Origin of the sequence: uncultured Massilia sp., assembly GCF_913773735.1 — a bacterium.
In the GTDB taxonomy this organism is placed as follows: domain Bacteria; phylum Pseudomonadota; class Gammaproteobacteria; order Burkholderiales; family Burkholderiaceae_D; genus Telluria.
In genome coordinates this window covers 86,759-112,996 of the sequence record NZ_CAJYEB010000032.1, presented here as the reverse complement: position 1 = coordinate 112,996, position 26,238 = coordinate 86,759, and the positions used below count along the sequence as shown (strand labels likewise).

Genomic DNA, 26,238 nt, shown 5'->3' with positions numbered 1-26,238 from the left:
TCAGGAATTCTTCACGTTATCCAGCAGCGCCAGCAGGCCCGCCTCGTCGAGCACCGCGACGCCCAGCGCCTCGGCCTTGTCGAGCTTGCTGCCCGCCTCGGCGCCGGCGACGACGTACGACGTCTTCTTCGACACCGAGCCGGACACCTTGCCGCCGGCCGCCTCGATCAGCGCGCCGGCCTGGTCGCGGCTCATGGTCGGCAGCGTGCCGGTCAGCACGAAGGTCTTGCCGCTCAGGGCGCCCGCGGGCGCGGCGGCTTCCTGCGGCAGTTGCGCCAGCAGTTCGCGGCGCAGCGCCGCCAGCGCGGCCAACCGCTCGCGGTTGGCCGGTTCGCCCATCCACTGCTCCAGTCCGTCCACGACGGCTTGCGGCAGGCCGAACACGCCGAACACCTTCAGGTGCGCGAGGTCGTCCAGCGTGCGCCCGTCGAGCAGCTGGCGCGCGCGCGGCTCGGTCAATTTGGGGATGGCCAGCGCGGCGACCAGGCCGACGTCGTCGAGCTTTTCGCGCAGCTGGGCCTTCGGCGCGTGCTCGCCGGTCGGCGCCACGCCGGCCGCCAGCAGCGCATCGAGCGCCTGCTGGTTCTTTTCCTCGGCGAAGAAGTCGGCGATGGCCTCGGCCACCGTGCCGCCGATGTCGGGCAGCACGCGCAGCAGCGCGGCCGGCGCCCGGCGCACCAGGTCCAGCGTGCCGAGCCAGTCGGCCAGCGTCTTGGCGGTCGATTCGCCCACGTGGCGGATGCCCAGCGCGAACAGCAGGCGCTCCAGCGGCGGGTGCTTGCTGGCGGCGATGGCGGCGAGCAGGTTGTCGGCCCACTTGGTGGCGACCTTGCCCTGCTTGACGGTCTCGGGCGTAGTGCCGTCGCGTTCGTCGGCCAGGCGCTTCATGGCGAGCAGGTCGTCCAGGCTCAAGCGGTACAGGTCGGCCACGCCGTGGATCAGGTTGCACTCGACCAGGCTGTCGATGTAGCGGTCGCCCAGGCCCTCGATGTCCATCATGCGGCGGCCGGCGAAATGGCGGATGGCTTCCTTGCGCTGGGCCGCGCAGCTCAGGCCACCGGAGCAGCGGGCGATCGCCTCGCCTTCCTCGCGCACCACGTGCGAGCCGCACACGGGGCAGGTCTTCGGCAGTTCGTACACCGGCGGTTCCGGCTGCGGGCGGCGCTCCGGCACCACCGCCAGCACCTCGGGGATCACGTCGCCGGCGCGGCGCACGACCACGGTATCGCCCACGCGCACGTCCTTGCGCCGCACCTCGTCCTCGTTGTGCAGCGTGGCGTTGGTGACGGTGACGCCGCCGACCGAGACCGGCACCAGGCGCGCCACCGGCGTGATGGCGCCGGTGCGGCCCACCTGCACGTCGATCGCCTGGACCGTCGTCAGCGCCTCCTCGGCCGGGAACTTGTGGGCCACGGCGAAGCGCGGCGCGCGCGAGACGAAGCCGAGCTGGCGCTGGTCGGCCACGCGGTCGACCTTGTAGACCACGCCGTCGATCTCATACGGCAGCGCCTGGCGGCGCGCGCCGATGTCGCGAAAGTAGCGGAGCATGCCTTCGCACCCCGTGACCACGGCGCGTTCCTTCGACACCGGCAGGCCCAGGCGCTCGAACCAGTCGAGCACCGCGCTATGCGATGCCGGCATCGGCGCGCCTTCCAGCACGCCGATGCCGTAGGCGAAGAAGCGGAGCTTGCGCTGCGCGGTGATGCGCGCGTCGAGCTGGCGCAGGCTGCCGGCGGCGGCGTTGCGCGGGTTGGCGAATTCCTTCTGGCCGGCGTCGCGCTGGCGCTGGTTCAGGCGTTCGAAGTCCTGCTTGAACATCAGCACCTCGCCGCGCACCTCGAGCACGGCGGGCAGGTCGGCGCCGTGCAGGCGCAGCGGGATCACCTTCACCGTGCGGATGTTCGCCGTGACGTCCTCGCCGGTGTAGCCGTCGCCGCGGGTGGCGGCCTGCACGAACACGCCGTTCTCGTAGCGCAGGCTGATCGCCAGGCCGTCGAACTTGAGCTCGGCCGCGTAGTCGACCGGGTGGATCGTGTCGAGGCCTTCGCGCACGCGGCGGTCGAAGTTGTCGATGTCCTCGTCGGAGAAGCCGTTGTTCAACGACAGCATCGGCACGGCGTGCGTCACCTGCCGGAATTCCGGGATCGGCGCGCCGCCCACGCGCGCGGTCGGCGTATCGACCGGCACCGCCTGCGGATAGCGCGCTTCCAGCGCCTGCAGTTCGCGGAACAGCCGGTCGTATTCGGCGTCGGGAATCGTCGGCGCGTCCAGCACGTGGTAGTTGTAGATGTGGCGGTTCAGCTCCTCGACCAGGGCGGCCATGCGCGCCAGCGCGTCGGGTGCTGGCGTGGCGCCCCCCTCCATTGCGGTTTCGCTCATCGCCGCCTCAGCTGAACAGGCGCAGCGCGCGGGTGGAGCCGGCCGGGATGTCGGACGCCTCCATCTCCTGGTAGAACTCGCGCACCTGGCCGCCGATCTCGTCCAGCGCGGCGTCGCCCAGCGGCTGGTCGAAGTCGTCGACGATGGCCGCGTCCAGGCGCTGCACCAGGTCGCGCGCGCAGGCGACCATGCGGCCGAAGCCGTCCTTGGCCGGGGCCACGCAGGGCACGTCGAGCAGCAGCGTCAGGCGCGCGGTGGCGTCGGCGCCCATGTCGGCGTTGGTCGACAGCGTGAACAGCGGGTGGTTCGGGTGGCCGTCGCGATCCGGCATGGCGAACTTGCCGTCCGGGCGCTTGTCGAAGCCGGCCGCCTGCAGCGCCGGGACCAGCATCGCCATGGGCCACGGCGCGCCCTTCGACGCCAGGTTCACGCCCAGCTGGGCGTCGTGGCCGGCGACGAAGCGGTGCAGGTTCTTCGCCTCGCTCATCACCTCGATCATGTCCGGCACTTCCGGTTCCGCCTGGATCTCGTCGGCCACGGCGCGCAGGCGCGTCACCAGTTCCGAGTATTCGATCTCGTTCAGCGCCGTGGTGCGCGTGGCGAGCTGCACGCCCGCCTGCAGCTTGGTGTAGACGCCGCCGTGCACGATCGGCTCCCAGTCGCCGCTGACGGCCAGGCCGACGTAGTGCACCGGCTTGTTGCCGACGCGGCGCAGCTTGAGCAGCGCCGGCAGGATGCGGTCGCCGCGCAGCGCGCCTTCGGCGTTGAGCGGGATCAGGCAATCGATCAGCGGATCGACCAGGTTCTCGGCCAGCTGGGCCGGCGGGGTATCCGGCCTGGCGCCGGGGAGCGCGGCGGCGGCGGCGGCGGCGGCGGCGGCGGTGGTCCCCGGCGCGGCGGCGGCCGGGGCCGCGGGCGCGGCGCGCGGCGGCACGACCGGCTCGGCCAGCGCATCGCCCTGCGGCGCCAGCACGGGGTCGGGCCGGGGCTCGGGGGCCGGCGGGAACGCCGGCGCGGCGTCGAGGACCGGCTCGTGGCGCTCGATGGTCGGCTCGTGGCGCTCGATGGCCGGCTCGGCCGCCCGTCCCGACGCGGCGCCGCCCTTCATCAGCACGTCGTCGTGGTCCGACGCGAAGGCGCGCTCGACGCTCTTCCTGGCCTTGTATTCCTGCCACTTGTTGTAACTAATGACGCCGACGACGAAGACGCCGCCGGCGGCGATCAGGCTCATTTGTAAGTCTGTCATGCTGCTCGTGCCTAGTATGCGAATATTGTTGTTATGGGTTGGCCTGCCATGTCCCTGCCCTTGCACCTGCCCCGGCTTCGGTGCCGGCGGGCCGCGCGCGCGGCGCGCGCGGCGCGTTCAGGGTTCCAGGGTGCGAGGGTAGCATGAAGGCAAGGAATTCCGGTGCAATGCAGGAAAGCGTAGCGCGTCCGGCCGGCGCGCGAAAGCGCCCATGCCAAACTGTCTACAACGGCCGCCATCATACCAAAACGGCCACCGCCCGGGCGGGGGAAACGCTCAGGCGGCGGCCAGGTCGGCCGCCGTTTCCATGTCCACGGCCACGATGCGCGAGACGCCCTGCTCCTGCATCGTCACGCCGATCAGCTGGCTCGCCATTTCCATCGCGATCTTGTTATGCGAAATGAACAGGAATTGCGTGTGGTCGGACATGCGCTTGACCATGCGGCAGAAGCGCTCGGTGTTCGCGTCGTCGAGGGGCGCGTCGACCTCGTCCAGCAGGCAGAACGGCGCCGGATTCAGGCGGAACATCGAGAACACCAGCGCGGTCGCCGTCAGCGCCTTCTCGCCGCCGGACAGCAGGTGGATGGTGGCGTTCTTCTTGCCCGGCGGCTGGGCCATCACCTGCACGCCGGAATCGAGGATTTCCTCGCCCGTCATCACCAGGCGCGCGGTGCCGCCGCCGAACAGGATCGGGAACAGTTCCGAGAAGTGGCCGTTGACGCGGTCGAAGGTGTCCTGCAGCAGGTCGCGCGATTCGCGGTCGATGCGGCCGATGGCGCCTTCCAGCGTGGCGATGGCTTCCTGCAGGTCGGCGTTCTGGGCGTCGAGGAAGCGCTTGCGCTCGGTGGCCTGCGCCAGTTCCTCGACGGCGGCCAGGTTCACCGCGCCCAGCGCGTTGATCGCATTGGTCAGGCGCGTGACCTCGCCCTGCAGCCAGGATGGCTTGGTGTCCGGGTCGAGCTTGCCCGCGAGCTGCGCCTCGTCGGCGTCGGTCGCGGCCAGCGCCTCGGCGAACTGCTCCTGGTTCAGGCGCGCGGCCTGCTCCTTCAGCTGCATCTCGGTGATGCGCTCGCGCTGCGGCTGCAGGCTGCGCTCGGCGCCCATGCGCGCCTCCTCGGCCGCGCGCAGCTGCTGGGCGAGCTGGTCGAGTTCGTGGCGCGCGTCGGCCAGCGCCTGCTCCTGCCCGGTGCGCCGCGCCAGCAGTTCCTGCAGGCCCTCGGCGGCGGCGCCGGACGCCAGCCGCTCCAGTTCCAGCCGCGCCGCGCCGATGCTCTCCAGCACCTGGGCCGCCTGCTGGCCGGCGCTGGCGCCCGTGCGGCGCAATTCCTCGATGCGGGTGCGCCCCGTCTTTTCCGCGAACACGGCTTCCTGCGCCGCCCGCTCCAGCGCGCGCAGGCGCTCGCGCGCATCGGCCAGCGCGCGCTCCTTGTCCTGGAACGCGACCTGGCCATCCTCGTGGGCGCCCTGCAGCTCGGCCAGCTCCAGGTCCAGCTCCTCGAACTGGGCCTCGGCTTCGAGCTGCGCCTGGCGCTGTTCGGCCTCGTGGGCGGCGATCTCGTCGAGGTCGGCCGCGATCTGGCCGCTCCTCTGGTTGAAGCGCGCCTCGACCTCGGCCTGCCTGACCACGTCGATCTGCAGCGCGTGCACCTCGCGCTGCAGCGCCGCCACTTTCTGGCGGCCTTCCTGCAGGCGCCGCTGCAGCTCGGCCACGGCGGCGTCGGCGCGCGTCGCGCGCGCGCGCACCTCGTCCAGCAGCAGGGCCTGGGCGCGCAGCTGCGTGCCGATGTTGTCGATCTCGTGCTGGCGCGCCAGCACGCCGTCCTGCTCGGCGTCGGCCGCGTAGAAGCGCACGCTGGAACGGGTGACGACGTGGCCGTTCGGCGTGACGAAGGCGGCGCCGTCCGGCAGGCGCGCGCGCTGGGCCAGCGCCGTGCCCGGGTCGTCGGCCGCGTAGACGCCGTGCAGCCAGTCCTCGAGCAGGCCGCGCAGGCCCGGGTCGTTCAGCTTCAGCAGGCTGGAAAACGGCTTCAGGCCGTGGTGCTCGCGCGCCGCGCCGGCGCCGGCGCACGGCGTGTAGACCGCCATGCGCGCCGGCGGCGCATCGCCGAAGAAGCCGCGCGCCCAGTCCAGGTTGGAGATCTCCAGCGCCCCGGTGCGCTCGCGCAGCACCGATTCCAGCGCGGTTTCCCAGCCGGCCTCGATGTCGAGCTTCTGCCACAGGCGCGGCAGCTTGTCGAGTTCGTGCTTCTGCAGCCAGGGCTGCACCTTGCCCTGGGTCTGCACGCGCTCCTGCAGCTGGCGCAGCGCCGCCAGGCGCGCCTCCAGCTTCGCGTTCGCCGCCGCTTCCTGCTGGGCCTGCGCATGGGCGTCGCGCCGCTCCCGCTCGACCGCTTCCTGGCGGCCGGTGGCGTCGTCGAGCATGAACGTCTGCTCTTCCAGCTGCATCTGCTTTTCCTCGAGCTGCGCGCGCAGGTTGTCGAGGTGGCCGGCGTCCGGCAGGTTCAGGCCGGAGCGCTCCTGCTGCAGGCGTTCGCGCCGCGTGGCCAGGCTGGCCAGGATGCCGCTCGCGTTGCGCTGGTGCGCCGACGCGAGCTCGATGCGCTGGCGCACTTCCATGATGCGCGCGCGCGATTCGGCGGCGCTGTCCTGGGCGGCGCGCCATTCGGCCTCGAGCGCCGGCAGGCGCTCGTCGTGCGCCTCCACGGCGATCTGCGCGCCTTCGACGCGCGCCGCCAGTTCTTCCTGGCGCATCTCGGCTTCCTCGATCTGCGCGGCGGCATCGCTGGCCTGTTGCAGCCACTGCTCGCGCTGCGCGGTGAGCGTGCCGACCTGGTTCTGCAGGCGCGTGCGCGATTCGACCACGAACTTGATCTGCGCTTCCAGGCTGCCGATGTCGGCATTGGTCTGGTACAGCGCGCCCTGCGCCGCGTGCACGCGGTCGCCGGTGGCATAGTGGGCCTGGCGCATGCGCTCCAGGTCCAGCTCGAGGCGGCGCAGCTCGGCGGTCTGCGCCTCCAGGCCGGTCTGCGCCTGTTCCATCTCCTGGAACCAGCGCGCCTGCTCGGCCCGCGCCTCGTTGCGACGCAGCAGCCACAGCAGCTTCTGCTTCTCTTCCTGGTCGGACTGCAGTTCGCGGAAGCGGTTGGCCACGGCGGCCTGGGCTTCCAGCTTCTCGAGGTTGGCGTTCAGTTCGCGCAGGATGTCCTCGACGCGCACCAGGTTCTCGCGCGTGTCGGCCAGCCGGTTCTCGGTCTCGCGCCGGCGCTCCTTGTACTTCGACACGCCGGCCGCCTCCTCCAGGAACACGCGCAGCTCTTCCGGGCGCGACTCGATGATGCGCGCGATCATGCCCTGGCCGATGATGGCGTAGGCGCGCGGCCCCAGGCCGGTGCCCAGGAAGATGTCCTGGATGTCGCGCCGGCGCACCGGCTGGCCGTTGATGTAGTAGGTCGACGTGCCGTCGCGCGTGAGGGTGCGCTTGACGGCGATCTCGGCGTACTGGCCCCACTGGCCGGCGGCCTTGCCGGCGCCGTTGTCGAACACCAGCTCGACCGAGGCCCTGCCGGCCGGCTTGCGGTGGGTCGAGCCGTTGAAGATCACGTCCTGCATCGATTCGCCGCGCAGTTCCGACGCCTTGGATTCGCCCAGCACCCAGCGCACGGCATCGATGATGTTGGACTTGCCGCAACCGTTCGGCCCGACGACGCCGACCAGCTGGCCCGGCACCTGGAAATTGGTGGGATCGACGAAAGACTTAAATCCCGACAATTTGATGGAGGAGAGACGCACGTTTCGCTGACTGGGGCTGGATCTGGAATGGGTGCATGATACCACCTGTCTCTTGCCATTCGGCCACGAAATCCAGGGGCACGCTCGGGCACGCTAGGGGCAGAGCACGTCGTAGCGCACGCGCTGCGGCGCGCACGGCGGGACGTAGGGCGCGCGCGCCGGCTGCCAGCCGTCGCGCAGGTAGATCCGGTCGCGCCCGGAAAGTTTCAGCGTGGCGGCGGTCAGCCACTGGTGCGCGTTGATGGGATCGGCGAACGGCAGCAGCAGCGTGGCGGCCAGCACGCCCAGCAGCAGCGGTTGCGGCGAGCAGTCGCGCGCCTTGCGGGCGCGCGCGATGAAGACGGCCGCCGCGGCCAGGCCCAGCAGGCAGCCGGCCAGCGCCTCGCTGGCGGAATGGGCGCCCACCTCGACCCGCGCCACGGCCACCGCCGCGCCCAGCAGCACGCCGGCGGCGACGGCGCTGCGGCGCAAGGCCCGCGCCTGGCGCTCCAGCAGCAGGAACAGCGCGACCGGGAACACGGCGGCGGCGCGCGCCGCATGGCCGGAAAAGCCGGTGAACGACAGCGCTTCGATGCCGATTCCCCAGCCCATGAAGGCCATCTGGCTGGCCGCCGCGACCAGCATGGCGGCGCCGAACAGCAGGCACCAGGCGCGCGCCAGGCGCCAGCAGCGCGCGCCGGCGAGCCAGGCGGCGACGGCCAGCGCCAGCAGCGCGGTGACGTTCAGGCCGCCCAGTGCGGAAAGATGGGTCCACCAGGGCATGGGGCGCTCAAGCCGGCAGGGAGGACGCGCGCATCACGCAGGCCGCGCTCAGCGGCCGCCGCGGAACGACCAGGCGCCGAACGCGTGCTGGCCGGCCAGGCCGCCGATGACGATCAGTTCCCAGCTGACCCGGACCGGCTCGGCGCCCAGTGTGCGCAGCACGACGACGGCGAGCGCCAGCAGCACCGGCAGCCACAGCGTCATCATCGCCACGCCGGCCACCGGCGGCGCCAGCGCGGCCATCTCCAGGTCGCCGGACGGGCGCAGCGGATCGCGGCCGGCCAGCCATTGCGCGACCAGGAAGCCGCCGGCCAATGCGGCGGCCGTGCAGGCCGCGGTCTTCAGGCGCAGCGCGTGGTCCAGGTCGGGCAGGATGGCGAGCGCCGCCGCCAGCAGCGCCACGGCGCTGACGAACAGGCAGCGCCAGGTGTGTCCTCGCAAGGTCATGGATTCCTCGAAACTTACTAATATGCAATCGAATGCGCGATTGTATAGGAAGCACGGCAAGTCGGCAGGTACGCAGGCTGACGCGCAAGCGGCGGCGGTGGATGCGGCGGCGGATGCGGCGGCGGGTGTGGCAGCAGATGCGGCGATTCAGCCGGCCTGGCGCGCGGCGGCGCCATCGTTGACGGCGCCGCCGCGCATCGCCTCGGACAGGACCTGGCCGACCAGGCCGTCGATGGCCAGCACGCGGGCGCGCCCGGCGTGCAGGGCCTCGGCCAGTTCGCGCGCCGGCAGCGAGAACGCTTCCTGGCGGTCCGGGCCGGAAAAGATGAACAGCGTGCGCAGGGGGCTGACCCAGGCCAGCCTGGCCTTGCGCGCGGCGCCGTCGGCGCGGAATTCGAGCCACAGGCCGCGCTCCAGGCCGTCCAGCGGCGACCAGGCCGCGGCCTGCTCGGCGGCGTGCGCGGCGGCGCGCTCCTCGGCCGCCCGCTCCAGTTCGACGCGCCGGAGCGCGTCCTGCCGGGCCGCCTCGACGGCCAGTTCGAGCTGGCGCTCGGGCGACAGCGCGATCGGCGCGCGCACGATCGCGGCATGGCACGCGGCCAGGCCGGCGAAGAATTCCAGGCGCGCCGCATCGCGCCACTGGATCGCGTCGAGCCATTTGTTCAGCGTGGCGAGCAGGCGCGGCAGACGCGCGATCAGGTCCTTGCGCTGTTCCTGCGTGGGTTTCGGCCGCACGCTCCAGATCAGGTCGTCCATGGCGCGGGTGGCGTTGCCGACCGCGCCCGGACGCGTCTCCTCGATGCTGTAGGCGAAGGTCATGACCGTGGTCCAGCGCTGCTCGAGGAAACTGCCGACCGCGCCGGCGAATCCCTCCCCCAGGTCGCCCGCGGCGATGCGCAGCCCGACCGCGTCGCGCGCCGCCCGCGTCGCCGCTTCCAGCCGCTCCTGCCGCTCGGCGCTGGCGACCGGGCCGGCGATGGCGCTGCGCAGCGCGGCCTCGTCGGCCCCGGCGCGCGCCGCCAGGACGGCCTCCAGGTCGGCCAGCGCCGTCGCGAACACGGCATTGGCCTGGGCGGCCGAGTGCATCGCGCCCGCGCCGGCGCCGTCGACGGCCGCCACGCTGCGACGCATCGCCTGGAATACCGGGTCGGCCGGATCCGCGCGCCGCTCCCAGCCCATGCGCGACAGCAGGTCGACCAGGCGCCGGGCCGGATGGCTGTCCTCGAAGAAGAAACTGCGGTCCAGCAGCGCCGCCTTCAGCACCGGCAGTTGCAGGGCCTGCAGCAGCGTGCGCGCGTCGGCCGGGATGTCGTCGTCCAGCAGCACCGCCTCGAACACCCGCGCCAGCAGGTCGAGCGTGCGCGCGTCGGCGTGCGCCAGGCTGCCTTCGGGCAGGCTGCGGCGCAGGCGCGGCAGGTAGAAGACGTTGGCGGCGCAGGCGCCGCCCGCGCCATCGTCGGGCGCGGCGGCGGGCAGCACGGCATCGATGCGCGCCAGCAGGTCCGCCAGCGGCGCCGCGCCGGCCTGCGGCGTCGGGACCGTCGCTGCCGCCGCGGCCGGGACCGCAGCGGCGCCAGGCCCCCTGCCCGACAGCGGCGCGGCCATCGACGTTGGGGCCGACACCGTGGCCGGCGCCGCGCCGGTGGCCGCTGCGGCCATGCCCTCGGCGCGTGCCGGCACCGCCTGGAAGCCGGCGGCGGCGCTCGGGCGCCAGCCGCCGTTCCCGGCCGGCAGGTGCGGCAGGTCGGGCACCAGCGGCATGCCGGCGCTGCAGTCAGCATCGTCGTCATCGTTGGCGTCGGCGTCGCCGAACAGGCGCCGCAACTGCCCGGCCAGCGCCGCCTTGCGGCCGGCGCGCGCGGCCCGGGCCGCGGCGGCATCGTCGGTCTTCTGGATGCGGCAGGCGGCGCCCTCGGGCCGGCCGCGCTGGCGCAAGTCGGCCGCCAGCGCGTCGAGCAGCGGCGCGAAGTCGAACACGACGGCGGGGCCGAGCAATGGCCGCGCCAGGTCGTGGGCCAGTTCGTCCGGTTCGAAGGCGCGCCAGGCGGCATCCAGGGCCGCCAGGAACACGGCGGGACGGAAGGGATTGGCATCGGCGCGCAGCACGCCGCGCCCGAGCAGCAGGCCCAGGCGCACCGACAGGACCGCCAGCGCCTCCGCGTGCGCGATGTCGAACGGCCGCGCCAGCGCGGCGAGGGCGAGGCGGTCGTCGATTTCCTCGAGCGGCACGAGGCCGAGCGCCGCCGGCACGGGACGCGCCGCGTGCGGATCGAGCCGGTCCAGTTCCGCGCGCAACGCCTGCGCGATGCCTTCGGCGGCCAGGTGGAAGAAGGCGTAGCCCTGCTCCTTCAGCAGGCGCGCCGACTTGATGCGCTGGTAGATGGTGCGGGTATCGAGGCCGGCCCCGTCGCCGTCGACGTCGGCCAGCGCCGCGCCCAGGCGCGCGGCCGTCCGCCCGAGCTCGCGCCGGACGTGGTCGATGGCGATGACGGCGAGCGCGTCCAGCGCCGCCCGTGGCGACGGCGCCGCCTGGTGGGCGGCCGGGGTCTGGACATGGCTGGATGGCATGGCGCGGTCGGCTGGGAAGTCCCCGGTATTGTGGCACAAAATTTCTGACCGGCAATCAAAAACATCGCGCCGTCCGTGCGCGGACCGGCACGCCGGGGCGTTCGCGGGCGCTCCAACCGAAAGAACGATCATGCTACCGATGAGTTAACGCGACAGGAAAACCGCCGCCACTTCCCACGGTTCCGGCCATTTCTGCGAACAATCTCGCTCCGCAAACGCGTTATCTTGAAAAAATATTCCATTGGCGTAGCTGTTAGTCCTACAACGCATGAGGCAACGCGCCGATAGCCGCGCCATGGCCGGGCTTGCATCATGGCTGGACCGGACAACGCTGCAGCCAGACCTCGCAGCGTTCGGCAATGCAAGCCAATCCCCAGTCAATCGAAAGGAATGATCATGGCATCGAACCAGAATTCGCGTCCCGGCAACCAGGGCGGTTCCCACGAACAGCACGTCAAGGCAGGCCAGCAAAGCCACAAGAACGACGGCAACAAGCAGTCGGGCTCGGCCGGCTCGGCATCCCAGTCGAGCGGCGGCGGCACGCGTGGCGGCACGCCGGAGCAGCATGCCGCGGCCGGCCGCCAGAGCCACAAGAACGACGGCAACAAGCAGTCGGGTTCGGCCGGCTCGGCATCCCAGTCGAGCGGCGCGGGCACGCGCGGCGGCACGCCGGAGCAGCACGCCGCGGCCGGCCGCCAGAGCCACAAGAACGACGGCAAGCGCTGACGTCGCGCGCCTCGGCGCATGACGCGACAGGGCCCGCACGGGACGACCGTGCGGGCCCTGTTCCTGCGTGGACGCGCCGCGCGGCGCTCAGATATCAGATATTGCGCAGGCTGGCGCCCTTCGGCGGCGCGAAGTCGCGCACGTCGTCGATGATGCGCGCGGTCCTGGCGTCGCGCGCGTTCAGGTGCAGGTCGCCGTACTGGTGGATGCCCCACTGCTCCGGCGTGAGCTCGACGTGCTTGCGCAGGATCGACTCGGTGCGCGCGTCGTCGGCGCGCAAGCCCTCGACGATGATGTTGAGCGCATCCGGGCGCGAGCCGGGCGACGCCGTGGCGTGCGACTTGTGGATCATGAAGCGCGCCGTCTCGCTGGCGTAGCGGCGGGTGCCGGCCATGAACAGGATGACGGCGATCGACGCCACCGCGCCGCCGTTGTACATGACGAAGTCGATCGGCGACGCGGCCATGAAGTTGTACAGGCACAGGCCGTCGCTGACGTAGCCGCCGTTCGACTGCACCAGCACGTGGGCGGTCTCGATGCCGTCCTCGGTCATGTGGGCCACCGCTTCGAAGACCCGGTGCACCATGTCGCTGTTCACGTCGCCGGACAGGGTGAACCAGGCTTCCTTCGCGTTTGCTTGATCTTCGCTCATCGTTCGATTCTCCGGTCAAGGTCGTTCAGGCAAGTGTAACAAATCGCGCCTGCCAGTCGGTGGTGACGCACTGCAATAGTGCGCGAGCTGCCAGCAGGCAAGAACAAGCCGGTGCACGCCGCCGGAATGGCCTTCCCGGCCCCCTGGCGGATTGACTTCGCCGGGCCGCTGGCATATCCTTCGCAGTCTTGACCGGGAGAGCGCAGCGCAGGCTGCCGCCGAAGGGGCATCACCCGAAAACTCTCAGGCAAACCGGACCGGTCAAGGGACGTCGCGAGAACGCGGCGGACCGACTCTGGAGAGCGGCCTTCACGGCCCACCGAAGGGGCAAGCGGCCACGCCGCTATCTCTCAGGTACCGAGGACAGAGGGGTGCGAACGGCATGCGGACGACCGCATGCTCGACCCCTATTCACTGTTCGAGGACATTCCATGACGCTCAAGGCGACCCCGCTCAATTCCGTTCACCGCGCGCTCGGTGCCAAGATGGTCGACTTCGGCGGCTGGGACATGCCCGTCAACTACGGCTCGCAGATCGAGGAACACAACGCGGTGCGCGGCAACGCCGGCATGTTCGACGTCTCGCACATGTGCGTGGTCGACCTCAAGGGCGCCAACGTGCGCGCCTTCCTGCGCGCCCTGCTGGCCAACAACGTCGACAAGCTGCAGGCGCCCGGCAAGGCGCTGTATTCGTGCATGCTGAACCCGCAGGGCGGCGTGATCGACGACCTGATCGTCTACTTCTTCGACGAGACCTGGTTCCGCCTGGTGGTCAACGCCGGCACCGCCGAGAAGGACATCGCCTGGATCCGCGAGCGCAACGACACCACGCAGTCGGGCCTGGAGATCACGCCGCGCCGCGCCGACCTGTCGGACGACGGCATCGCCCTGGTGGCCGTGCAGGGCCCGAACGCCCGCGCGATCTTCTGGGACACCGTGCCGGCGACCCGCGCGGCGTCGGAAGGCCTGAAGCCGTTCAACGCGGTGGTCGTGAAGGACACCCCGTTCGGCGAACTGATGGTCGCGCGCACCGGCTACACCGGCGAGGACGGCTTCGAGATCGGCGTGCCGGCCACGCAGGTGGAAGCGTTGTGGAACGCGCTGGTCGCGGCGGGCGTCAAGCCGGCCGGCCTGGGCGCGCGCGACACGCTGCGCCTGGAAGCGGGCATGAACCTGTACGGCCAGGACATGGACGATACCGTGTCGCCGCTGGACGCCGGCCTGGCCTGGACCGTCGACCTGGTGTCGGAACGCGACTTCGTCGGCAAGGCCGCCCTGCAGCGCGGCCAGGAGCAGCAGTTCGTCGGCCTGATCCTGCGCGAAAAGGGCGGCATCCTGCGCGCCCACCAGAAAGTGGTGGCCGCCTCCGGCGGCGCCGGCGAGATCACCAGCGGCACCTTCAGCCCGACCATGCAGCAGGCGATCGCGCTGGCGCGCGTGCCGCTGGACGTGGCCGTGGGCGACACCGTGCACGTCGAGATCCGCGACAAGAAACTGGCCGCCACCGTGGTCAAGCTGCCGTTCGTGCGTAACGGCAAGATCCTGGCCTCCTGACCGGTCCGCCAGGCACAGAACAACTTATACTGACAGCCCCCATCCCCCTCACTAGGAGCAACGCATGAACATCCCAGCCGACCTGAAGTACACCGAGTCCCACGAGTGGGTCCGCCAGGAAGCCGACGGCACGCTGACCGTCGGCATCACCGAATACGCGCAGGACGCACTGGGCGACATCGTGTTCGTCGAACTGCCGCAGGTCGGCAAGACCTTCACCGCCGGCGACGACGCCGCCGTGGTGGAATCCGTCAAGGCCGCCAGCGACATCTACGCCCCGGTCTCGGGCACGGTCGTCGCCGTGAACCAGCCGACCGCGGACGCGCCGGACTCGATCAACGCCGACGCCTACAGCGCCTGGCTGTTCAAGCTGCAGCCGAGCGACCCGGCCGCCATCGACGGCCTGCTCGACGCCGCCGCCTACGGCAAGACCACCGAAGGCTGATTCGCCCGATCGTAGGGTGGGCACCCCGTGCCCACCCTACCGCCACACCTCCTCTTCTCTTTTCCGTTGCCACCATGACCCGCACCAGCCTGACCCAACTCGAAGCACGCGATGGCTTCATCCCGCGCCACATCGGCCCGTCCGACCTTGACCAGGCAGCCATGCTGTCCGTCCTCGGCTACGGGGATCGCGCCGCGCTGATCGACGCCGTCGTTCCCGCCAACATCCGCCGCAAGGACAAGCTGGATCTGGGCCAGTTCTTCGAGCCGCTGCCCGAGCAGGCCGCGCTGGCCAAGCTCAAGGCCATCGCGTCGCAGAACAAGGTCATGAAGTCGATGATCGGCCAGGGCTACTACGGTACCCATACCCCGCCCGTCATCCTGCGCAACATCTTCGAGAACCCGGCCTGGTACACCGCCTACACGCCGTACCAGCCGGAGATCTCGCAGGGCCGCCTGGAAGCCATCCTGAACTTCCAGCAGGTGATCGTCGACCTGACCGGCATGGGCATCGCCAACGCCTCGATGCTCGACGAGGGCACCGCCGCCGCCGAGGCCATGACCCTGGTCCAGCGCGTCGGCAAATCGGCGTCGAAGGTGTTCTACGTCGCCGACGACGTGCTGCCGCAGACGCTGGAAGTGATCCAGACCCGCGCGCTGCCGATCGGCGTCGAGGTGCGCACCATCGCCGCCGCCGACATCGAGAACCTGACCGAGACGTGCTTCGGCGTGCTGCTGCAGTACCCGGGCGTGAACGGCGACGTGCGCGACTACCGCACCGCCTGCGAGAAGCTGCATGCGGCCGGCGCCATGGTGATCGTGGCCGCCGACCTGCTGGCGCTGACCGTCCTGACCCCGCCGGGCGAATGGGGCGCCGACGTCGTCGTCGGCAACAGCCAGCGCTTCGGCGTGCCGCTCGGCTTCGGCGGCCCGCATGCCGGCTACCTGGCCACCCGCGACGAATTCAAGCGCAGCATGGCAGGCCGCCTGGCCGGCGTCACCATCGACGCCCAGGGCAACAAGGCGTTCCGCCTGGCGCTGCAGACGCGCGAACAGCACATCCGCCGCGAAAAGGCCACGTCGAACATCTGCACCGCGCAGGTGCTGCTGGCCGTGATGGCCTCGATGTACGCCATCTACCACGGCCCGGAAGGCCTGCAGCGGATCGCCCGCCGCGTGCACCGCTACACCGGCATCGTCGCCGGCGCCCTCGAACGGCTCGGCTACCAGCTGGTCAACGACACGTTCTTCGACACCCTCACCGTCATCGCCGACGACGCCGAGGCGATCCACGCGATCGCGGTCGAGCACGGCATCAACCTGCGCCGCGTCGATGCGCGCCACGTCGGCCTGTCGCTGGACGAGACCACGACCCGCGACGACGTCGTTGCCCTGCTGGCGATCTTCGCACAAGCCGCCGGCAAGGATGCCGCCTTCGACATCGAGGCCCTCGACAGCGATGCCGCCGACGCCTTCCCGGCCGCGCTGGCGCGCACCAGCGCCTACCTGACGCACCCGACCTTCCACCGCTACCATGCCGAGCACGAGATGCTGCGCTACCTGCGCGCGCTGGCCGACAAGGACCTGGCGCTGGACCGCACCATGATCCCGCTGGGCTCGTGCACGATGAAGCTGAACGCCACGTCGGAAATGATCCCGGTGACCTGGCCCGAGTTCTCGACCATCCACCCGCTGGCCCCGAGCGACCAGACCGTCGGCTACGTCGAGATGATCGCCCAGCTGGAAGCCATGCTGTGCGCCGTGACCGGCTACGCCGGCGTGTCGCTGCAGCCGAACGCCGGCTCGCAGGGCGAGTACGCGGGCCTCCTGATCATCAAGAAGTACCACGAGTCGCGCGGCGAAGGCCACCGCAACATCTGCCTGATCCCGTCCTCGGCGCACGGCACCAACCCGGCGTCGGCGAACATGGTCGGCATGCAGGTGGTCGTCACCGCCTGCGACGAGAACGGCAACGTCGACCTGGCCGACCTCAGGAAGAAGGCCGAGCAGCACAGCGCCAACCTGGCCTGCGTGATGGTCACCTACCCGTCGACCCACGGCGTGTTCGAGGAAGGCATCAAGGAGCTGTGCGAGATCGTGCACGCCCACGGCGGCCAGGTGTACGTCGACGGCGCCAACATGAACGCGCTGGTCGGCGTGGCCGGTCCGGGCCTGTTCGGCGGCGACGTCAGCCACCTGAACCTGCACAAGACCTTCTGCATCCCGCACGGCGGCGGCGGTCCGGGCGTCGGCCCGGTCGCGGTGGCGAGCCACCTGGTGCCGTTCCTGCCGAACCAGGCCTCGACCGGCTACGCGCGCGGCGAGCAGGGCATCGGCGCCGTCAGCTCGGCCGCCTACGGCTCGGCCTCGATCCTGCCGATCTCGTGGATGTACATCGCGATGATGGGCGCCGAGGGCCTGACGATGGCGACCGAGATGGCGATCCTGAACGCCAACTACATCGCCCGCCGCCTGGCGCCGCACTACCCGGTGCTGTACACGGGCGAAGGCGGCCTGGTGGCGCACGAGTGCATCATCGACCTGCGCCCGCTGCAGGACAAGACCGGCATCAGCAACGAGGACGTCGCCAAGCGCCTGATGGACTTCGGCTTCCACGCGCCGACCATGAGCTTCCCGGTGCCGGGCACCCTGATGATCGAGCCGACCGAGTCGGAATCGAAGGCCGAGCTGGACCGCTTCATCGAGGCGATGATCACCATCCACGCCGAGATCGTGAAAGTCGAGCGCGGCGAGTACGACCGCATGGACAACCCGCTCAAGGGCGCCCCGCACACGGCCGAGGTGGTCACCGCCGACGACTGGCAGCACACCTATTCGCGCGAAGTGGCCGCCTTCCCGGTGCCGTCGCTGCGCAAGAAGAAGTACTGGCCACCGGTCGGCCGCGCCGACAACGCCTACGGCGACCGCAACCTGTTCTGCGGTTGCGCCCCGATCTCCGACTACGAGTAAGGGAAGCGTCCTAGTTCGCCTTCGTGCCCTGCCCGCGGCTGCTCGCCAGCCGCAGGTAGGGATGCCCGGCCCCGCCGGGGCGCCCGTCGCCGTCGGGCGTCCCGTGCGGGGCCGTTTCCTTTGCGGCGTCGGCGCCGTGCAGCGCGTCCCCGAGGCGGAACACGGCCACCGCGCGCGACAGTTCCAGCGCCTGCTGCTGCAGCCCGCGCGCGGCCAGCGCCGCTTCCTCGACCATGCGCGTGCCCTGGCGCGTCATCTCGTCCATCTGCACGATCGCCTGGCTGACGCCGGCCAGGTCGAGCGCGCGCGCGCTGCTGGCGCTGCCGATGCGTCCGACGATGTCGCCGACTTCCTGCACCGAGTGCGCCAGCCCGGCCATGCTGGCGCCGGCCGCCGTCGCGCAGGCGGCGCCGTCGTCGATGGCGGCGGCGGCCCCGCGCGCCAGCGCGCGCGCCTCGCGGGCGGCGGCCTGGGCGCGCCGCGCCAGCAGGCGCAGTTCCTCGGCGGCGCACGCGTCCGGCCCCTCCAGCGCCAGCGTCCCGGCCCGTCCCAGCGTGGCGTCGATCGCCGCGACCATGCCCTCCAGCCGCAGCGCCGTGCGGCGCACGTCCTGCATCGTCGCCACCAGCCGATGCACCACGCCGCCGCCGCGCTCGGCGGCGGCGCGGGCGCCGGCGGCCAGGCGGTCGGCCTCGTGGGCGCTGTCGGCGTTGCGGTGCATCTGCGCGGCCAGTTCGCGCATCGACGCGGCGGTGCGGTCGAGCGAATCGCGCACGCCGGCGCGCGGCGGCAAGCCGCTCCGGCCCAGCACGATGTCGCGCGAGACGGCGCCGATCGCGCGCGCCGAATCGAGCACCGTGCGCAGCGTGCCGTTCAGGCTGCGGATGCTGGCGTCGAGCGCGCGCGCGGTGGTGGCGATCTCGTCGCTGCCGTCCAGCCGCAGGCGCGCCGTCAGGTCGCCGCTGGCCAGGCCGCGCACGGCCGCCTCGATCGCGCCGACCTCGGCCAGTAGCGAGCGGCGCACGGCGACGGTGATGGCCAGCGAGGCGGCGGCCGACAGCGCCACCACCAGCGGCATCAACGTGGACATCAGCTTGAAGTCGTCCTCGGCCTGGCGCGCAGCCTGCGCCGACAGTTCCTGCTCGCGCCGCGCCAGCTCGGTCAGGCGCAGCGCCACCGTGCCGAACGCGCGCTCGGCCTTGGACATGGCGTTGGCGCCGATCGACTGGTCGATCGGCACGATCTCGAGCACGTCGCGCACGGCCGGCACGTACTGGCCCCAGGCGGCGCGCGCCTGCTCGACGTAGCGCCGCTCGCGCGGACTGGCCGCCGTCATGCGCGCCAGCCGGTCGAAGCCGCGCTCGATCGCCGCGTGCTGCAGCTGGACGTCGCGCACCAGCGGCTCGACGCGCGCAGGCGCGAAGCCGCCGGCGGTCCAGGTCAGCGCCTGGTAGGCCTGCGCATGGGCCTTCTGGGCGTCGGCCACGAGATCGGACGCGGCGCGCATGTGCACTGCGCGTTCGCCGACGATGCTGTCGAGGGAGGCGTTCTGGCGTACCATCGCGTAGTGGGCGCCGGCGGACAGCAGCACCAGCGGCCCCAGCACGGCGCCCGGGGCCAGCAACAGCTTGGGGCCGATCCTCAGGCGCGCGAGCATGCCGGCGCGCCGTCGCGGTTGTCGGAAGCGGCTTGCGTCATGGCGGTCTCCTCGCGGTTGGCCGGTGGCGGCGGCACGGTGCCGTCCGCTGGCGGCGACGATCGATATTTCTGACGTGCATTAGTTGAATTTACGCGGCTCGTGGTGGCGCCTCTTGCGATGCGTCAAGCATCAAATCGCGCAGTGGAAGGATGAAGATGAAACGCAACGTAGTGGGTGCGCTGCTGTCGGCGCTGGTGTTTCCGGGCGTCGGCCAGCTGTGGCTGGGCCGGCGCGCGCGCGGGATCCTGTTCGCGGTCGTCGCGCTGGTGGCCGCCTGGATCTATGTGGCGGGCGCGTTCGACCAGGCCAGTGCCCTCGCCGGCCAGTTGCTGAGCGGTGCGCTGCCGTCCGATCCGGCGGCGCTGGCGGCGCGGCTGGAAGCGGCGCCGACGCCGCTGGCCGAGACCGTGGCCGGCTGGGCGCTCGCCGCCTGCTGGCTCGGCGCCATCGTCGAGGCGCTGCTGGTGGGCGGCGCCTGATCTGCCTCGGGCGGCCGGCCAGGCCCCCTTCCGGAACGCCCGTCAGGCGGTCCCGGCGCCGCCATGGCGCACGCGGTACCAGGCGATCCCGAGCCACTCGTAGATCGCATACCAGGAGCGCCGCATCCCCTCGGCGCTGGGCACCCAGGCATTGTCGCCGCGGCCATGGGCGGTCAGGTACATCGTCGGCGCCGGCACCACCTCGAGCCCGGCGCGCGCGAACGCGTCGCGGGCGCGCGGCATGTGCATCGCATCCGTCACCAGCAGGACGCGCTTGACGCCGTCGGCGCGCAGCAGCGCGGCGCTGTTGGCCGCGTTCTCGGCCGTGTCGCGCGAATGCCGTTCGATCCATTTGACGGGCAGGCCGAAGTCCTCGCGCAGCGCCACGGCCATCGCGTCGGCCTTCGTGTAGGCGCTGTCGTCGGCGGCCGGGTCGGCGCCGCTGGCCCCGTTGCCGCCGCTGGCGAGGATCGGGAGCCCGGTGCGGCGCTGCAGGTGCGCCGCGTAGCGTACCCGCGCCAGCGCGACGTAGTCGGGCACGTCGCGGTTGCCGTACTCGGGCGCGAAGCGCACGCGCCCCGCCGCCAGCACGACGATGGCCTGGGCGCCCGCCTTCTCCGGCGCCACCAGCGGCGCGACCTGGCGTTCGAGCGGCGCGACGAACACGTCCGCGCCGCCGGTCGTCGACAGCAGCAACAGCAGCGCCAGCGCCGCGCCGGCGACGCAGCGCCCGACGCGCGGCCAGCGCCGCCACAGCAGCAGGCCGACGGCGATCGCCAGGAACAGGCTGGCGGGCGGGAGCATGAGCTCGCGGGGGATGGCGTTGATCAGTTCGAGCACGGGAGGAACCAGGAAGCGCATGCGGCGATGCGGGCGCCACGAGTAGACAGCAAGCAATGCTATTCAGTCAAGCACTGTTCGGACGACTCCCGGTTACCGGGGTCCGGGTCGCGGCGACACGTTGACCCGATCGATCGCGAATGAGGATCGCGCTCGATGGCGAGGGTGGCGGGGACGTTCACCGCATCGGCCGGCAACCGCCGTCCGATGGGTGTCCCGCATTGCGCCGGATGGCGGCCTGGTCGCCACCTTCCCCGGCGCGAACGCTCAGTCCAGCTTCGCCGCGTGCTCGCGCGTGGCGTGGAACTGCAGCTTCGGCCAGCGTTCCTGCGTCAGGCGCAGGTTCACGCCCGACGTGGCCAGGTAGGCCAGGTTGCCGGCGGCGTCGTAGGCGACGTTGTGCGCCAGCGCCTGCTCGAAGTCGGACAGCGACTTCTTGTCCTCGCTCGACACCCAGCGCGCGCTGCTGATGCTGGAGCTCTCGAACACGGCGTCGACGCCGTATTCGTTGAGCAGGCGGCTCGCCACCACCTCGAACTGCAGCACGCCGACGGCGCCCAGGATCAGGTCGCTGCCCATGACCGGCTTGAACACCTGCACGGCGCCCTCCTCGCCCAGCTGCTGCAGGCCCTTGTGCAGCTGCTTGGTCTTGAGCGGGTTGCGGATGCGCACGGTGCGGAACAGGTCCGGCGCGAAGTACGGAATGCCGGTGAAGGTGAGCAGTTCGCCTTCCGAGAAGCTGTCGCCGATCTGCATGTTGCCGTGGTTCGGCAGGCCGATGATGTCGCCGGCGTAGGCTTCCTCGACCTGCTCGCGCGAGGAGGCCATGAAGGTCACGACGGACGACAGCTTCACCTCCCGGCCCAGGCGCAGGTGCTTGACCTTCATGCCCTTCTCGAAACGGCCGGAGCACACGCGCAGGAAGGCGATGCGGTCGCGGTGGGCCGGGTCCATATTGGCCTGGATCTTGAAGACGAAGCCCGAGAACGGCTGCTCTTCCGGCTTGACGGCGCGCACCGTGGCGTCGCGCTCGCGCGGCGCCGGGGCCCAGTCGATCAGCGCCGACAGGATCTCGCGCACCCCGAAGTTGTTGATCGCGGAGCCGAAGAAGACCGGGGTCTGCACGCCGGCCAGGAAGCGCTCCAGCGAGAACGGATGCGAGGCGCCGTGCACCAGCTCGACTTCCATCTTGAGCTGTTCCATCTCGAGCGGGAACATCTCGTGCAGCGTCGGGTTGTCGATGCCCTTCATGATCTCGTAGGCGCCGTCGGCCTTTTCCTCGCCGGCCTTGAACAGCATGACTTCGTCGTTCAGCAGGTGGTACACGCCGCGGAAGTTCTTGCCCATGCCGATCGGCCAGGTCACCGGCGCGCATTCGATCTTCAGCACCGATTCCACCTCGTCCAGCAGCTCGAGCGGATCGCGCGTCTCGCGGTCGAGCTTGTTCATGAAGGTGACGATCGGCGTGTCGCGCATGCGGCAGACGTCGAGCAGCTTGATGGTCTGCGATTCCACGCCCTTGGCGGCGTCGATCACCATCAGCGCCGAGTCGACCGCGGTCAGCACGCGGTAGGTGTCTTCCGAGAAGTCCTGGTGGCCCGGGGTGTCGAGCAGGTTGATCACGTGATCGCGGAACTCGAACTGCATCACCGAGGACGCCACCGAGATGCCGCGCTGCTTTTCGATGTCCATCCAGTCCGAGGTCGCGTGGCGGCCGCTCTTGCGGCCCTTGACCGTGCCGGCCAGCTGGATCGCGCCCGAGAACAGCAGGAGCTTCTCGGTCAGCGTCGTCTTGCCGGCGTCGGGGTGGGAAATGATGCCGAAAGTACGGCGGCGCGCAACTTCGCGGGCGATCAGGGCGGCCGGCTTCGAGGCCGGGGCGGCGGCGTCGCTCGTGGCGTCGTCGTCGGGGGGCAGTGCTGCGGTTTCGTTGGACATGGCTTCGCCTGGGAGGCGCTTCGAAAAACCTTCGATTTTACCGAGTCTTGGGGGCCTTGTGTGAAGGAATTGGCCAGTGGATGTCCTAACTGATGTAGGAAGATTCAGATAGCAATGCTACCTGCAGGAAAGTGGAAGTTGCCTGGAGGCGAGGACAGGTGACGAAATTGCGGGGTTTCGACGCACGGGAACCGGATACGGCTGAGCGGAAATGTAACTTAGTGCCGCAGTTCCATTTCCGCATGGATAAAAACCACGTTGATTCGGCATTTCTCTCCAGTAGGACTGGGCTGACAAAACATCATGCAACGAGCCTACAGGGGGGCGTCAGCTAATCTTATGTTCGGCAAGACACTATGGCTTTAATGTACACACATCGCGATGAGGAAACCCATCCAAGCAGTCGCCCAGTGATGTAAGTCAGAGATAACGAGGAAATATAATGAATAACGCACAACTCGGTGTTGCCGCCCAAAAAAAATCGGCCAGCCAGATCCCGTCCACCAGCGAAGACATCAAGCTGGGCGCGCGTCCGGTTGTGAGCTACAGCGGTACCCAACAGAACGAGTTGCTCGCGGCGCTGCCGCGTCCGGACCTGGAAGCCCTGTTTGAGCACCTGGAACTGGTTCCCCTGCCCTTCGGCAAGGAACTGTTCGAATTCGGCAGCAAGCTCGAATACGTCTACTTCCCGACCACCGCCATCGTGTCGCTGCTGTACGTGATGGAAGACGGCGCCACCACCGAGATCGCCGTGGTCGGCCACGAAGGCGCCGTCGGCGTGTCGCTGTTCATGGGCGAGCGCGCCACCTGCAGCGCCGTCGTCCAGAGCGCCGGCTACGGCTACCGCCTCAAGACCCAGTTCCTGCGCGACGCGTTCAACAAGGGCGGCGCCCTGCCCCAGCTGCTGATGCGCTACACCAACGCGCTGTTCGCCCAGATGGCCCAGAACGCCGTCGGCGGCCGCCACAGCTCGATCGAGCAGAAGCTGTGCCGCTGGCTGCTCGACCGCCTGGACCGCTCGGCCAGTAACGAACTGAAAGTGACCCAGGAACTGATCTCGATCATGCTGGGCGTGCGCCGCGAAAGCATCACCGCCGCCGCCGGCAAGCTGCAGGACGAAGGCCTGATCCAGTACCGCCGCGGCAACATCACCGTGCTGAACCGCCAGGGCCTGGAAGACTATGCCGGCGAATGCTACAAGGTCGCTAAAAGCGAGTATGACCGTCTGCTGATGGACGTTGCACGCGCATGAGCGGGGCAGCGCCGCCTCCGGCCGCCGTCAGCGGCGCCGGGGCGGCGAGCTGGTCCGGGAGCGGCGCCGCGCCCGCCTCCCCGTCGTTCGCTTCCGCTTCGCGCGGTTCCAGTTGGACCTCGACGGCCCGTACCGTCTCCACCGCAACACGTTCCACCGCTTCCACCGACAGCGCCGCAGTCCCCGGTTCGGCTTCGGCGCCCGGCGCGACCATCGGCACGCAGGCATGCACGCTGGTGCCGATCCCGTTCACACCCCGCTCCACCCGCAGGCTGCCGCCGAGTAATGCGGCGCGTTCGCGCATGCCGAGCAGGCCGTGCGAGCGCGGCCGGCGCATCGCGTCCGGTGGAATCCCGACGCCGTCGTCGCTGACTTCGAGCACGTAGGCCTCGCCTTCGCGCGCCAGGTGCACGACGACGTGGCGCGCCTTGGCGTACTTGGCGACATTGTTCAGGGATTCCTGCGTGATGCGGAACAGCGCGATCGCCTGCATCGGCCCGGCGTCGTCGACGCAGCCTTCGATCAACGCGTCGCAATCGATGCCCGTGGTGCGCGCGAAATCGTCGCAATAGCTTTGCAGCGCGGCCGCCAGGCCCATATTGTCCAGCAGGCTCGGACGCAAGCCCTCGATGATGCGGCGCTTCAGTTCCACGGTCTGCACCAGCGTCGCGCGGGCGCGCGCCAGCGTGTCGGCCTGTTCCGGGTGGGACGCCTTCAATTGTTCGCCGACGCTGGCCAGGTGCATGCCGATGGCCGTCAGGTTGGCGCCCATCTCGTCGTGCAGTTCGCGCGCCAGCCTGGCCTTTTCGTCTTCGGACACCCGGATCAGGTGGCGCGACAGCACCGACAATTGCTCGGTGCGCGCGGCCACCAGTGTTTCCAGCTGATCATTGGTCTGCTGCAGGGCGCGCTCGGCATGCAGGCGCGCCCGGAAGCCGCGGCGGATCAGGTTGTAGAACAGCACGAGCACGGCCAGCGCCGCGAGGTTGATGCCCACGCCCAGCAGGATCGCGCGGCGGTGCTGGTCGTAGAAGGCGGTGCTGCGCGTGGCCAGCAGTTCGTTCTGCTCGCCCGTCATGATCACGACCTGCAGGCGGATCTCGTCCATTTGCGTGCGGTCGTCCTGGGTGCGCGCGATCGCGACGATGTCGTCCAGGCCGCCCTGGCGGTAGACCGCGAGCGTCTGGTGCATCAGGTCCATGCGCCGCGTGACCAGGGTCTGCAGTTGCGCCAGGTTCTTCAACTGGGAGGGATTGTCGGCCAGCAGCGTGCGCAGCACGCCCATCTGCCCGCCCACTTCGCGCTGGGCGGTGCGCAGCGGGCCGAGATAGGTGTCCGAACCGGACAGGAAATAGCCGCGCAGGCCGCTGTCCGCATCGGTCACGAGCAGGTTCACGTATTGCAGCCTGGCCGAGACACGGTCGGCCTGGGCCTGCCTGCTGTTCGCCGCCTTCAGTCCGTCGAGGTTACGCACCAGGCTGAAACCGTTGAGCACCAGGATCAGCACGCACACGACACACAGCAGGGTTTGGTACAACGGAAGGCTGCGAACCGGCCTGAACTTGGGGTCGGTGGTGAAATACATCCTCGTGATTCCTTTCGCGCAGCATGCCTGTCCGAGGCATTATAGACCGGGAAAAGTTGCCTTGTTACCCTGTTCAAGTAACTCTGTGACTGAATGTGGCGCGATGACGACGAGAAAGTAACACTTCTATAAAGAAAGGTTCTCTCTTGACAAGAGAGTAATGAATTACACAACGCGGGCGTAAACGACGACGGCCGCGCATTGCGCGGCCGTCCTGGCCACGCGCGCGGCCGGCGCAATGTGTCCCTTGCTCAGTCGAGCAGGTTGTTCTTCATGGCGTAATAGGTGAGGTCGCTGTTCGACTGCAGGCCCATCTTTTCCATGATGCGGGTACGGTAGGTGGAGACCGTCTTGATCGACAGCGACAGCGCATTGCCGATGTCGGACACGGTCGCGCCCTTGGCCAGGCGCAGGAACACCTGGAATTCACGGTCCGACAGTTCGGTGTGCAGGGCCGTGTTCGGATCGCGGTCGAAACTCTGCGCCAGCAGTTCGCCGACCTGGGAACTGACGTAGCGGCGGCCCTGGTAGACGGTGCGCACGGCCGTCTTGAGCTCGTCGGCATCGCATTCCTTGTTCAGGTAGCCGTTGGCGCCCATCTTGAACAGGTTCAGCGCATATTGCTGCGCCGGATAGCCGGACAGGATCAGCACCGGCAGGTTTGGCTGGCCCTGGCGGATGGTACGCAGGATATCGATGCCGCTCTGATCGGGCATGGCGATATCCAGCAGCAACACGTCGCAAATCTCGCGGCGTGCGATGTCGAGGGCTTCACGTCCGGTCGCGCCTTCGGCCACGACTTCGAATTCGCCCGACGACGAAAAAATTTGTTTGAAACCTGCTCGAACTATCTGGTGATCGTCACAAATGGCAACGCGTATCATTGTCTTCCCTTAAATTTTCCTGAGG

Annotated in this window: 18 protein-coding genes and 2 riboswitches; of the genes, 6 read left to right on the top strand and 12 right to left on the bottom strand. The window is 70.0% G+C overall.

Annotated features, from left to right (window positions below):
- From ligA to QZ749_RS16030, 6 genes are all read right to left on the bottom strand, one after another.
- Positions 1-2,379 (bottom strand): NAD-dependent DNA ligase LigA, encoded by a 2,379-nt coding sequence (ligA, locus tag QZ749_RS16055; RefSeq protein WP_296948878.1) that lies wholly within the window; start codon positions 2,377-2,379, stop codon positions 1-3.
- A gap of 7 nt (positions 2,380-2,386) precedes the next feature.
- Entirely contained in the window at positions 2,387-3,625 is a 1,239-nt protein-coding gene (locus QZ749_RS16050) for a cell division protein ZipA C-terminal FtsZ-binding domain-containing protein (protein ID WP_296948876.1), read from the bottom strand.
- A gap of 276 nt (positions 3,626-3,901) precedes the next feature.
- Positions 3,902-7,414 (bottom strand): chromosome segregation protein SMC, encoded by a 3,513-nt coding sequence (smc, locus tag QZ749_RS16045; RefSeq protein WP_296948874.1) that lies wholly within the window; start codon positions 7,412-7,414, stop codon positions 3,902-3,904.
- 93 nt (positions 7,415-7,507) lie between these two features.
- The gene (locus QZ749_RS16040; RefSeq protein WP_296948872.1) at positions 7,508-8,176 is read right to left on the bottom strand and encodes a phosphatase PAP2 family protein; all 669 of its coding nucleotides are present in this window, start codon (positions 8,174-8,176) and stop codon (positions 7,508-7,510) included.
- A gap of 48 nt (positions 8,177-8,224) precedes the next feature.
- Complete coding sequence (locus tag QZ749_RS16035) at positions 8,225-8,623, bottom strand: hypothetical protein (protein ID WP_296948871.1); 399 nt, start codon at positions 8,621-8,623, stop codon at positions 8,225-8,227.
- 147 nt (positions 8,624-8,770) lie between these two features.
- Positions 8,771-11,191, bottom strand: coding sequence for a DUF1631 family protein (locus tag QZ749_RS16030; protein WP_296948870.1), 2,421 nt, complete (start codon positions 11,189-11,191; stop codon positions 8,771-8,773).
- A 396-nt stretch (positions 11,192-11,587) separates the two neighbouring features.
- Here QZ749_RS16030 and QZ749_RS16025 point away from each other — a divergent pair, with 396 nt between their 5' ends.
- Positions 11,588-11,917, top strand: a complete 330-nt coding sequence (locus tag QZ749_RS16025) for a hypothetical protein (RefSeq protein ID WP_296948868.1) — start codon at positions 11,588-11,590, stop codon at positions 11,915-11,917.
- Between the two features lie 94 nt (positions 11,918-12,011).
- On the opposite strand, the gene QZ749_RS16020 is transcribed toward QZ749_RS16025, so the two are convergent.
- Positions 12,012-12,569: an ATP-dependent Clp protease proteolytic subunit gene (locus QZ749_RS16020; protein ID WP_296948866.1), complete on the bottom strand. Its 558-nt coding sequence runs from the start codon at positions 12,567-12,569 to the stop codon at positions 12,012-12,014.
- 183 nt (positions 12,570-12,752) lie between these two features.
- A riboswitch (glycine riboswitch) is annotated at positions 12,753-12,839 on the top strand.
- Between the two features lie 15 nt (positions 12,840-12,854).
- Positions 12,855-12,946, top strand: a riboswitch (glycine riboswitch).
- 54 nt (positions 12,947-13,000) lie between these two features.
- On the opposite strand from QZ749_RS16020, the gene gcvT reads away from it, so the two are divergent.
- From gcvT to gcvP, 3 genes are all read left to right on the top strand, one after another.
- Positions 13,001-14,122 carry a glycine cleavage system aminomethyltransferase GcvT gene (gene gcvT, locus QZ749_RS16015; protein ID WP_296948864.1) on the top strand — a complete coding sequence of 374 codons (1,122 nt, stop codon included), beginning with the start codon at positions 13,001-13,003 and terminating at the stop codon, positions 14,120-14,122.
- A gap of 64 nt (positions 14,123-14,186) precedes the next feature.
- Positions 14,187-14,567: a glycine cleavage system protein GcvH gene (gene gcvH / locus QZ749_RS16010; RefSeq protein ID WP_296948862.1), complete on the top strand. Its 381-nt coding sequence runs from the start codon at positions 14,187-14,189 to the stop codon at positions 14,565-14,567.
- Positions 14,568-14,641: 74 nt separating this feature from the next.
- Entirely contained in the window at positions 14,642-17,536 is a 2,895-nt protein-coding gene (gcvP, locus tag QZ749_RS16005) for an aminomethyl-transferring glycine dehydrogenase (protein ID WP_296948860.1), read from the top strand.
- Positions 17,537-17,546: 10 nt separating this feature from the next.
- On the opposite strand, the gene QZ749_RS16000 is transcribed toward gcvP, so the two are convergent.
- Positions 17,547-19,193 carry a HAMP domain-containing protein gene (locus tag QZ749_RS16000; RefSeq protein ID WP_296948858.1) on the bottom strand — a complete coding sequence of 549 codons (1,647 nt, stop codon included), beginning with the start codon at positions 19,191-19,193 and terminating at the stop codon, positions 17,547-17,549.
- A gap of 197 nt (positions 19,194-19,390) precedes the next feature.
- Between QZ749_RS16000 and QZ749_RS15995 the strand changes: the two genes are divergently transcribed.
- Complete coding sequence (locus tag QZ749_RS15995) at positions 19,391-19,714, top strand: hypothetical protein (protein ID WP_296948856.1); 324 nt, start codon at positions 19,391-19,393, stop codon at positions 19,712-19,714.
- Positions 19,715-19,756: 42 nt separating this feature from the next.
- Here QZ749_RS15995 and QZ749_RS15990 read toward each other — a convergent pair whose 3' ends face one another.
- Together QZ749_RS15990 and QZ749_RS15985 are read right to left on the bottom strand one after the other, a co-directional pair.
- The gene (locus QZ749_RS15990; protein ID WP_296948854.1) at positions 19,757-20,575 is read right to left on the bottom strand and encodes a YdcF family protein; all 819 of its coding nucleotides are present in this window, start codon (positions 20,573-20,575) and stop codon (positions 19,757-19,759) included.
- A gap of 246 nt (positions 20,576-20,821) precedes the next feature.
- Positions 20,822-22,492, bottom strand: a complete 1,671-nt coding sequence (locus QZ749_RS15985; protein WP_296948852.1) for a peptide chain release factor 3 — start codon at positions 22,490-22,492, stop codon at positions 20,822-20,824.
- A 442-nt stretch (positions 22,493-22,934) separates the two neighbouring features.
- Between QZ749_RS15985 and QZ749_RS15980 the strand changes: the two genes are divergently transcribed.
- Entirely contained in the window at positions 22,935-23,744 is an 810-nt protein-coding gene (locus QZ749_RS15980) for a Crp/Fnr family transcriptional regulator (protein ID WP_296948850.1), read from the top strand.
- Here the strand turns inward: QZ749_RS15980 and QZ749_RS15975 are convergent.
- Both QZ749_RS15975 and QZ749_RS15970 read right to left on the bottom strand, forming a co-directional pair.
- Entirely contained in the window at positions 23,698-25,281 is a 1,584-nt protein-coding gene (locus QZ749_RS15975; RefSeq protein WP_296948848.1) for a CHASE3 domain-containing protein, read from the bottom strand. The genes QZ749_RS15980 and QZ749_RS15975 overlap by 47 nt on opposite strands.
- 299 nt (positions 25,282-25,580) lie before the next feature.
- On the bottom strand, positions 25,581-26,213 hold the full coding sequence (locus QZ749_RS15970; RefSeq protein WP_036228513.1) for a response regulator transcription factor: 633 nt from the start codon (positions 26,211-26,213) through the stop codon (positions 25,581-25,583).
- Positions 26,214-26,238 lie beyond the last annotated feature (25 nt).